10 protein-coding genes are annotated in these 9384 nt (G+C 48.8%); 2 read left to right on the top strand and 8 right to left on the bottom strand.

The features are described 5' to 3' along the window. Window positions 1–121: 121 nt before the first annotated feature. The 5 genes from BO53_RS0107970 to BO53_RS0107950 form a co-directional block, all read right to left on the bottom strand. Window positions 122–1099: an LLM class flavin-dependent oxidoreductase gene (locus BO53_RS0107970; protein WP_031547118.1), complete on the bottom strand. Its 978-nt coding sequence runs from the start codon at window positions 1097–1099 to the stop codon at window positions 122–124. A gap of 12 nt (window positions 1100–1111) precedes the next feature. Then, on the bottom strand, window positions 1112–1390 hold the full coding sequence (locus BO53_RS0107965) for a DUF3219 family protein (RefSeq protein WP_031547116.1): 279 nt from the start codon (window positions 1388–1390) through the stop codon (window positions 1112–1114). Between the two features lie 108 nt (window positions 1391–1498). Further along, window positions 1499–2158: a hypothetical protein gene (locus BO53_RS0107960; RefSeq protein ID WP_051683063.1), complete on the bottom strand. Its 660-nt coding sequence runs from the start codon at window positions 2156–2158 to the stop codon at window positions 1499–1501. A 10-nt stretch (window positions 2159–2168) separates the two neighbouring features. Beyond that, window positions 2169–2876: a DUF5058 family protein gene (locus tag BO53_RS0107955; RefSeq protein WP_031547113.1), complete on the bottom strand. Its 708-nt coding sequence runs from the start codon at window positions 2874–2876 to the stop codon at window positions 2169–2171. A gap of 12 nt (window positions 2877–2888) precedes the next feature. Continuing rightward, a complete protein-coding gene (locus BO53_RS0107950; RefSeq protein ID WP_031547112.1) occupies window positions 2889–4088 on the bottom strand; it encodes an amidohydrolase in 1200 nt (399 codons plus the stop codon). Window positions 4089–4340: 252 nt separating this feature from the next. Here BO53_RS0107950 and BO53_RS0107945 point away from each other — a divergent pair, with 252 nt between their 5' ends. Then, the gene (locus BO53_RS0107945) at window positions 4341–4817 is read left to right on the top strand and encodes a DUF2243 domain-containing protein (RefSeq protein ID WP_031547111.1); all 477 of its coding nucleotides are present in this window, start codon (window positions 4341–4343) and stop codon (window positions 4815–4817) included. A 1-nt stretch (window position 4818) separates the two neighbouring features. After that, window positions 4819–5601, top strand: a complete 783-nt coding sequence (locus BO53_RS0107940) for a cytochrome c oxidase assembly protein (protein ID WP_031547109.1) — start codon at window positions 4819–4821, stop codon at window positions 5599–5601. Window positions 5602–5627: 26 nt separating this feature from the next. Here the strand turns inward: BO53_RS0107940 and BO53_RS0107935 are convergent, their stop codons facing one another. The 3 genes from BO53_RS0107935 to BO53_RS0107920 all read right to left on the bottom strand — a co-directional run bounded on the left by BO53_RS0107935 (window position 5628) and on the right by BO53_RS0107920 (window position 9376). Further along, window positions 5628–6860: an MFS transporter gene (locus BO53_RS0107935; protein ID WP_051683062.1), complete on the bottom strand. Its 1233-nt coding sequence runs from the start codon at window positions 6858–6860 to the stop codon at window positions 5628–5630. 137 nt (window positions 6861–6997) lie between these two features. Beyond that, window positions 6998–8428: an NAD(P)H-binding protein gene (locus BO53_RS13395; RefSeq protein WP_084184972.1), complete on the bottom strand. Its 1431-nt coding sequence runs from the start codon at window positions 8426–8428 to the stop codon at window positions 6998–7000. 219 nt (window positions 8429–8647) lie between these two features. Continuing rightward, on the bottom strand, window positions 8648–9376 hold the full coding sequence (locus BO53_RS0107920) for a hypothetical protein (protein WP_031547107.1): 729 nt from the start codon (window positions 9374–9376) through the stop codon (window positions 8648–8650). Window positions 9377–9384: the final 8 nt, after the last annotated feature.

The raw sequence follows: 9384 nt of genomic DNA, 5'->3' as shown, positions 1-9384 counted from the left end.
TGACATATGACAAAACGCTATGACATATGACAAAACGCTATGACATATGACAAAACGCTATGACATATGACAAAACGCTATGACATATGACAAAAAATGAAGCCGCCCATATCGGGCGGCTTCATTTTTCATCCAGCGCTTCTGCAATATATCGATAGGAATCCCTTTTATCCTCCGGCGAGAAGGTGATGGTGATGATCATGAATTCATCCACACCCGTCGCCTTCTGCAGTCGAGTGAGTGCGTCCACCACTTCCTCCGGGTTTCCAATAATCATCTTATCACGCATGGCTTTCAGCTTTCCTTCTTCCTCCTCCGACAATTCCAAGGCTTTCGCCTCTTCGATTGAAGGAATGCCCCGGGCCTCGCCACGGGACTGCCGAACCTGCCAGATGAGCCAGCTTGAGGCGATATCATGTGCCGCCTCCGTCGTTTCAGCACAGATGACAGAAATCCCCATAATCGTCTGGGGAGCCTGTCCTTTTTTGCGCGCTATGAAGTTTTCACGATAATGTTCAAGAATGTCTTTGCCATCTTCCTCGCTCATGAATTGCCCGAAACAGTAGGAGAGCCCCTTCTCTGCTGCGAACGCCGCACTTTTTCTGCTCGTACCGAGCATCCAGAGTGCCGGCTCGATCGGTGGTAGCGGGTTTGCAGCCAGTGTGGCAGCCTTATCGACATACCCGATCAGTTCATCGACCAAATCAGGCATTTTGAACACCTGCTGCAGGAACCCGTCGGATAGTGCCTCGGATGCTTCCGCTGGACCGCCCGGTGCCCTGCCGATACCGATATCCACCCGGTCCCTGAAAAGTGTTGCCAGCATATTGAAGTTCTCGGCCACTTTGTAGGGTTTGTAGTACGGCAGCAGGACGGCGCCGGAACCGATTCTGATTCTGTCCGTGTGGGCACCGATGTAGCCGAGCATCACTTCCGGCGCACTTGAAGCGAGATTCGGCAATGCGTGGTGCTCGGCCACCCAGAAGCGGGTGTATCCATGTTCATCCCCCACCTTGGCCAGCCGTCTGGATGCCTCAAGTGCTTCTCCCGGCGTCTGCCCCCTGGAAATCGGTGCCTGATCCAAAATACTCAGTTTCATATTTTCTGCTCCTTACACTTCCTGTAATGCCACCCGGAATTCCCCTGTCTGATTCTCCTCATACAGGTTGTCCAGGGAAGTGGAATAATTGATGATCGTCCCTCTGAAGTCCAAGCCTTCCTCAGGCACTCTGATATCGAACGTCCCCTTGTATAGCAGGACCGTAATGTCATGATACTCTGCACTTGTCACGTCAAAAATAATGGATATGACCTGATGCCCCTCTTCCGTCTTCCTGTCATAGTGCTTCACTTCTATTTCTGTATCATCAAGAACTATTGAATGAACCATGCTCTCATCCTTTTTTCCCAAGAATAACATAGCACAGGTCCTCCGGTGCATGCAGGTGCTCATCATAAACGAACCCCCGCCTCCAGATTATCCGGGGCGGGGGTGAATTTATTCGCTCTTTTTTCTTTTTTCCAGCTGGAACCCCAGAAATACAACGATGAGGATGACAACCAGATTCTTGAATACAAGCGGAATCGGGGAAATGTTGACGAGCGCACCCACTATCAGAGCAAGCAGTCCGTAGACGGGACGCTTCAGTGAGAATTGTGCCAGCACCGCACCGAATATTGCCGGCAGGACATATGGAAAGACTTCCTGGATGCTTGGGGGGATGACGGTGAGCAGCCATAGTCCAAGCAGGATGATCGGCACCAGTATGATCTTGTTCACGAGTGAAGCGGCACTGATTCCAAGCGTACCGACAATCTCCCCCTGTTCCGTTCCAGGCTCTACCTTCAGTGCATCCTGGCTTGCTGCCGCAGAAGGCAGGCACATATTTGATATATTTCCTGTAAAGAAGGCAATGTAGGTTCCCGATACACCGAGAATGGCAAAGTACATCAACGGTTCAAGTACCCATACAAATGCGATGACGGCCGCATATGCCAAAAAACTCTGAAGAATCAGGTCAAAACCGGGATGGTATCCCATGGCATAGGACAGGTAAAGGGGCAATGCGTATGATATCAGAATCCCGAGTCCCAACGTCACACGTCCCCATAGGTGGGCGGACGTATGGAACTCGGCCATGGTATTACTATTATTCATGCGGGACCTCCTAGATGATGAAATAGGTGACTGTCAGAGCGATGATGATGGAAAGCCCCAATGCCCACTCTTTCAGCCAGATGATTTTTTTCTTTTCAGCGATGAGATTCATCAGCAGTGACGAGAGGATGGCCGCTACGGCGGTCAGTGCCGGAACCAGTCCTTTGATCATCTCTGCACTTGTCAGGGAACCGAATATCGCGATCATCGCAATAAGTGCAATGACGGAAAGGTACTTTTTGCCGTTCGGTGTAGCGGAAATCTTCTCCTGGACAGTTCCCAGGGATTTATTGAAGAAAAGCGTAAACAGCATCCATCCTGAACCTCCGATACACAGTGTCCACACAATCAGTGTGAACACTTCCGGTGTAAAGGTGACACCCGTCAGCTCTGCGCCTGCCGACTCTGACGCCAGCGAGGCGCCGAGGGATTCGATCGGTGCAGAACCGATGACACCGATACGCATCATCGTCAATGGGTTTCCCAACAGGGATATCAGTGAGATGGCGACGATGACGATACCGAATGATGGGCCGATCGCGGTGATCGCCCCCGTCTTTATCGCTTTGTTCATTTCCTGGTTTGACAATCCAATCCCGGCCCCCGCCTTCCTGGCGAGCTGGAGAAATTTTATGCCCTGGAATACGACGACCCCAATGATTAGGGAGGCGAAGGCCCATATCGGCCAGCTGTTTGCGATGTGCATCGTGTTGTCCATTCTACCACTCCTTTACCGGCCGCTTTGCTGCAGTCGCCCGAGAACGACTTCGCCCAATGTTTTTGCGGAAATCAGAAGGGCACCTTCATTGGCCTCGAATTTTGGATGGTGGTTCATATACGGCTCCTCCACACCTTCCGGTTTGGCTCCGATATAGTAGAAGGCACCAGGAGTCTTTTCGAGATAATAGGCGAAGTCCTCGGAGCCTGACAGCGGCTTTCCGAACTCTACACCCTTCAGGTATCCTCCGACGTTCGGTTTCAGGATGCCCTCGATTTCCCGGGCAAGCTCCGGTGTGTTGTAGAGCACCGGATAGTCGTACTTGTAGTCAAGATCCACCGTAATGCCAAATGCACTTTCAAGGGATTCTGCAATACCTCTGATCGCCTCATATGCCGGGATCTTGTTGTCCTCGCTCATATATCTTACCGTCCCTCTCAGTGTCACGGAGTCCTGGATGACATTATAGCCTCCCGGTGCATCGAAAGATGCTACTGTAACAACAACAAGGTCTGCCGGATCCATCCGCCTTGAGACGACCGTCTGCACCTGTGTGACGAAGTGTGCACCAGCCACCAGTGCATCCTTTGCCGTGGATGGCATCGCTGCATGACCCCCTTTCCCCTGAATGGTAAGGTCAAAGTTCGAACGCCCTGCCATCGATTCTGCTTCTGCCAGGACAACTTCCCCAACTTCAAAGTTCGGGAAGATATGTATACCATACACTTCATCCAGATCATCCAGTATTCCCGACTCGACAATCCCCTTCGCGCCGCCTGGCGGCACCTCTTCGGCATGCTGATGAATCACCTTTATCGTTCCGTCCCATTCGTCCTTAAGCTCATATAGGGATTCAGCCAGAATCAGTGTATATGCCGTATGCATGTCATGTCCGCATGCATGCATGACTCCCTCTTTTTTAGACTTGAAAGGCACATCCGCTTCCTCCTGGATCGGCAGTGCATCGAAATCCGCACGGATGCCGATCACCCTGCCGGGAGAAGCACCTTCAATTTCCACAATCACTCCGTGACCGCCTCCAGCGCCCGTTGTCACTTTGACATCCTTGCCCTCATAGAAATCGGCGATGTATCTTGCCGTATCCTCCTCTTCAAAAGACAATTCAGGATGTTCGTGGAGATGACGTCTGATTTCAATCATCCTTTGTTCCTTCTCTTCAAGCTTCTGCAACAATTTTTCTTTGACAGACACAAAATCCCTCCATTTGATAGATATCTAAAAATTAATTCTTTTCAGTTATTATAGCACTATCCATTTTATGTATGAATGCAAAACAAGGATATAATTACACAGAAAAGGGGGGTATGCGGATATTTCAGCGTTTCGTCACAAAATGAAAGCACACCCGTTAGTCTGGTTCAGACAGGAATCAAAGAATTTTTATTTCATTATCCTCATTTATGGGTAAGTGATTTATAACTTGAATTGACAGGAGAGGATATAATGGCAAGAAAACAGAAGAACCGTCATGTCAGCCCCTCCCGGAATATCTTGTCCGGCGTGCTGTTCGGCATCGGGCTGATGGCACTGATTGACGAAATCATTTTCCACCAGCTGTTGCAGTGGCATCACTTCTATGATCTTTCCACACCGTTCATCGGTATATTGTCGGACGGACTGCTGAATGCATTCGCTTTATTTGCTGTGGTGGCAGGCCTGTTCATGTTTGCAGACATCCACCGCAGGCATATTGCCCATATGCGGACATGGACTGCATCGTTCTTTCTCGGCCTTGGGGGGTTCCAGGTGTTCGACGGGATCGTAAACCATAAGCTGCTGCAGATCCACCAGGTACGGTATGGTGTTGAAGTACTGCCCTATGACCTCGCCTGGAATATTTCCGGTCTCATTCTGCTCACCATCGGCACCATTCTGTTCTTCCAGGCAAAAAGACGCTTGAGCCTGAACGAGGGGGGATGATATGACGCACGCAAACTTCCTTCCCATTGAATTTACTGCTGGATTCATTGCACTCGCTGCGCTGCTCCTGTACCCGATTGCCATGCACATTTCGAATGGCAAGCACAGGAAATGGCCATTTCACCGCTATATTTTCTGGTCTGCCGGCATCATCCTCGCTGCGTTGACTTTGACCGGACCCCTCGCCCAACTGGCACATACAGACTTTACTGCACATATGGCGGGGCACCTGCTGCTCGGCATGCTGGCACCGCTCATCCTCGTATTCGGAAAACCGATGACCTTGCTCATGCGCACATTGAACGTCCCTGCAGCCAGGAATCTGAGCCGGCTGCTCAACAGCAGATACGTAAGTTTCGTCACCAACCCAATAATTGCAGCCACCCTGAATATCGGCGGGCTCTTCCTCATCTACATGACCGATCTTTTCACACTGATGCATACATCTGCATGGCTGTATGGACTAGTCCACCTGCATGTTTTCCTTGCAGGATATCTATTCACCATCTCCATCATCTATATCGATATCACGACGCATAGATACAGTTTCATGTACCGGGCCATCGTACTGGTCCTTGCGCTAGGTTTCCACAAAGTATTGTCCAAGCTCATCTACGCTGCGCCACCAACTGGAATCTCAAAGGACGCAGGCGAAAGCGGTGCTCTACTGATGTACTATGGCGGGGATATCATCGATCTTGGACTGATCGTCATCCTGTGCTGGCAATGGTATCAGGCGCATGCCCCCAAAAACGCAAAAGACAGCAGGACCGGTGTGATATAACGGTCCGCTGTCTTTTCCTCTATTTCTTAGGACACCCTCCACATCGCCTTCCCAGGCGCTTCTATGCCGAATATACGGCGGTATCTTGTTGAAATGAAAATTGCCAATCCCATCGCAATGAACGCAATAAATATTTCAAAAATGAAGATATATGAAGCGTCCAAATATCTGTTCATCAGCCCTGTCACAAAAGGCATCACGATGAAGGCGATGCTCGATGACAAGGTAACGTAGGCAGTGCTTGCCCCTTTCTTCTCAGGAAAGAATTCGGACATCAATGTCACCGCCAACTGGAACAGGCCGGATGTCGACAGGCCCAGCAGAAATGCAATGCCGACCAATAAGTAGTAGTTCGATACAAACAACAGCGACAGCAGAGCAACACTCGCAATAAAAGGATAGAGAATCAGCACAGTGATCGGCCGAAAGACTCTGCCCAAAATCGCAGAAAGCAGAATCACTGTAATGAACCCTCCGAAGCTATAGTAGCTCAGCAGGTTGATGGCTGTTGATTCACCAAGCCCGATGATATCCTCGGCATAGGTTGCCAGCCATGTCTGGATGATCAGTAGCAGGGAGACGGATATGAATCCAATGAAAATTACCGTGATGCCCTCTTTCCAGAATTTCGGCCGCTCCCTGAACGTCACTACGGGGATACTTTCCACTTCGCCTTCCGGGTTCGGTTTGACAATGGCCATATTGGCTTTTGGAAACCTTACCGTCATCAGGTGGACTGCATTGACCAGAAAGATGAATGCCATGATGAAGAAGGTATAGCCATAGAACATGTCACGCGCAATGAAGAACGTGATGATCAGGGGGAGAATCGTCGCCCCGATGGACATGAATGCCTTGACCAGTACAGTTGCAGAACTTGAGCGGTTCGGAAATCCTTCAATCAATGCAGGATATGTGCTTGTATCGAGTATGGAATTTCCCATTCCAGCAAGGAGTGCAAATGCAAAAGCCACCGCATATGTCGGTGATAAAGGAATGGCAATCAAAAATACCACATATAATATGCATGCTGTAATGACCATCGGTTTCCTTCCCAAAGAATCCGACAGACGGCCCGCAAAGGACAGTGCAAACAGTTTTCCGAACCCGATGGCAGAAATCAGGCCGCTGATCGATGCTGCATCTGCATCAAATTGAACGGTCAGAAAACTCATATGCAATGCGATGATGAGATTGATCATCCCGAGAAGGATGTAATTGATATACAGGCTAGTAGCCATGCGGATATTATCTTTCATTTTGGCTACCTCTTCTATGTATTTCCCCTATGTTTAGTTAATAATTAAAACACTATTCATCCGATATCTCAAGTAAATATTCAAAATTGTTTCATTTATATGTAAAAAAGACTCCAAAAGCTGAAGTCTTCGATATACTACCCTTCATTCGGATTGGAAACATATCTCGCATACTGTGAATCCAGCATGTTCGCAAGCAGCCTGGTCTCAAAACCGAAGGCCTTCATTACGAGCAGGTGCACCTTGGCCTGTGTAAGCGTATAGACGAACCACGGGAGTGTCGGCTCGTATTCATGAATTGCAATCAGAACTTCATCCGTATCCAGTACGCGCCGGAACTCGAGGCGTGCCCGTCCATCTTCCCTTGTCTGCGAGAATTTTCCTCCTTTGATATAGTAGAGTATGCGATCTTCATATGAACGCTCTTCTGATTTTTCCAGAACCAGAATCGGTGATTTGAAGAACGGCAGGGCAATCGATGTCTCCCTGTCCTTTACACGTGTACTGATGAATTTACCGCCAATCCGGGACAGCCAGTTCACGTAGTAGTCTGCCACATCATCAACCGACCATTGCTTCGGAATCCGGATACGCTGTACCGATTTCACGTCATTCTTCTCTATATCTTTTTTCTGTATGATTTCAACGCCCTTTTTTGAACTTGAATCTATCTCATCTTCAAGTGCGATGCGCACACTCTCCTTGAAAGTCGTTGGTGCATTGGAGATGCCTTCCACATAATTCTCATCTTTCATCACCATATTGTGTGTCAGACTTTCCAGCAATGGATAGACCATCTCCTTCGGCTTCTGTGCAATGAGCCTGACCCACAGCTTGGACAATGCGATCGGAATGATCGGCAGATCGATCATCGGCAGTTTCTTGTCCATCACTTCGGCCGTCTCTTCAAAAAGTTGTCTGTAGGACTTCTCTTCAGGGCCGCCGATATCGATGGACTCATTTTTATCGGGCGCTCTTTTGACCACACTCGTCAATCCTGTTATGACATCCTTCAGTGCGACGGGATGCGTCCGGTTATAGGCCCATGCCGGCAACAGCAGGCCAGGCAGCCGCTTCACCAGATTGTGGAGTATGGGAAATGAAGATCCCTTTGGGCCGACAATCAGGCCGGCACGCAGCGTCGATACGGGAATGCCGTAGGACCCGAGTATCTTCTCACATTCCAATCGGCTTTCCAGATGTTCAGAAAGCTTTTCATCATCTGGGATGATCCCGCTTAGATAGATGATCCGCTTTACGCCCTTCTGTTTTGCCGCCCATGCGAAATTGTCCGCAAGTATCGCATCCATGTCCTCGAATTTGGCCTGGGACAGTTTTGAGGAAGGCTGCATGGAATGGACGAGATAGATTGCAATGTCTATATCCTCCATTACATTTTCTATATCAATCTGGGAATAGAGATCCGCTTCCTTCCATGTCACATTCTCTTCATCTTTCTTGTTGTCCGTATGCCTAGAAATGGCAACGATTTCGTAATCCTTTTTAAGATTCTCCAGCAAGTTGCCTCCAATATATCCGGAAGCACCGGTCAGCAGTATCTTCATCAATACACCCTCTTCCTATTATCAATACGTACCTATACCCTGACAAAGAGGTTTATAGTCTTCTGAGGGGGTGCCGCATATAAAAAGAGTACTCCTTTTATGTTCAAGGAGTACTCTTTTGGGCGATATCAAACTGTTCAAGATACATCTGAAGGAACAGTTTCAGTTCCACTTTAATATACTGTATACACTGCGGAAATGATTCCAATCTAATTGCCGTAATCACATGAACAATAGTAACAGAGTATAGCCCAGCATACCGGAGAAAAAGGCCGGGAAACTGCTTTCCCGCTCCTCGGGCAGCTCTTCCTTCATTACATTGAGTATCACGCCGCCCGCCAGAAGGGCTGTCAGTATCGAAATGGCAAGGATATTAATTTCAGTAAATACGCCGATCACCCAACCCACTGTAATGGACAGGGCAAGCAGCCAACGGCCGTAGCGGTCATAATCTTCTTTGTGCGCCGCACGCAGTGCCTTGTCGTTTGTAATAAAGTGGATGCCCATGGCGATAAAATAGAACAGCATGCCCCATTCCGACTGATATTCGCCCCTGAGCAGCAGGTAGCCGATGATGGCGTTGTACAGCACGAAGGAGCCGATATGAACCCAGAATACACCGGCGGAAGCCTTGTATGTACCCTTCTCTGCGCCCATCCTCTTAGAATGCTTCGCGAGCTGTTCCAGGCCATAGAAAACGACAAGACCGAACAGGGCTATGATATAGATATGATTTTCAAGAAATTCAATGCTCTCAATTGTTCCTTCGAATGCTTCCTGATATTCCCCAAGTTCCGGCAGAAGATGCATGAATACATATGCTACGGAAATTCCGCCCGCAACGGATAGAAATTTACTCCTGGGGGCGACTTTGAGGAACTTCATCTGTTTAGATGTCAGATGGATAATTACAAAACCAATTGTGAATAGCAGGCTGAACCAGATTCCCATATCAATGC

The sequence above is a fragment of the Salinicoccus luteus DSM 17002 genome (assembly GCF_000712035.1).
Taxonomy (GTDB): domain Bacteria; phylum Bacillota; class Bacilli; order Staphylococcales; family Salinicoccaceae; genus Salinicoccus; species Salinicoccus luteus.
The sequence above is the reverse complement of the archived record's forward strand: the minus strand, read 5'-3'. Positions and strand labels throughout refer to the sequence as shown.

Coding starts and splice junctions, on each gene's coding strand:
- BO53_RS0107940 (WP_031547109.1), top strand. CDS start 4,819: ATGACGCACGCAAACTTCCTTCCCATTGAATTTACTGCTGGATTCATT.
- BO53_RS0107935 (WP_051683062.1), bottom strand. CDS start 6,860: ATGAAAGATAATATCCGCATGGCTACTAGCCTGTATATCAATTACATC.
- BO53_RS0107960 (WP_051683063.1), bottom strand. CDS start 2,158: ATGAATAATAGTAATACCATGGCCGAGTTCCATACGTCCGCCCACCTA.
- BO53_RS0107970 (WP_031547118.1), bottom strand. CDS start 1,099: ATGAAACTGAGTATTTTGGATCAGGCACCGATTTCCAGGGGGCAGACG.
- BO53_RS0107955 (WP_031547113.1), bottom strand. CDS start 2,876: ATGGACAACACGATGCACATCGCAAACAGCTGGCCGATATGGGCCTTC.
- BO53_RS0107920 (WP_031547107.1), bottom strand. CDS start 9,376: ATGGGAATCTGGTTCAGCCTGCTATTCACAATTGGTTTTGTAATTATC.
- BO53_RS0107965 (WP_031547116.1), bottom strand. CDS start 1,390: ATGGTTCATTCAATAGTTCTTGATGATACAGAAATAGAAGTGAAGCAC.
- BO53_RS0107945 (WP_031547111.1), top strand. CDS start 4,341: ATGGCAAGAAAACAGAAGAACCGTCATGTCAGCCCCTCCCGGAATATC.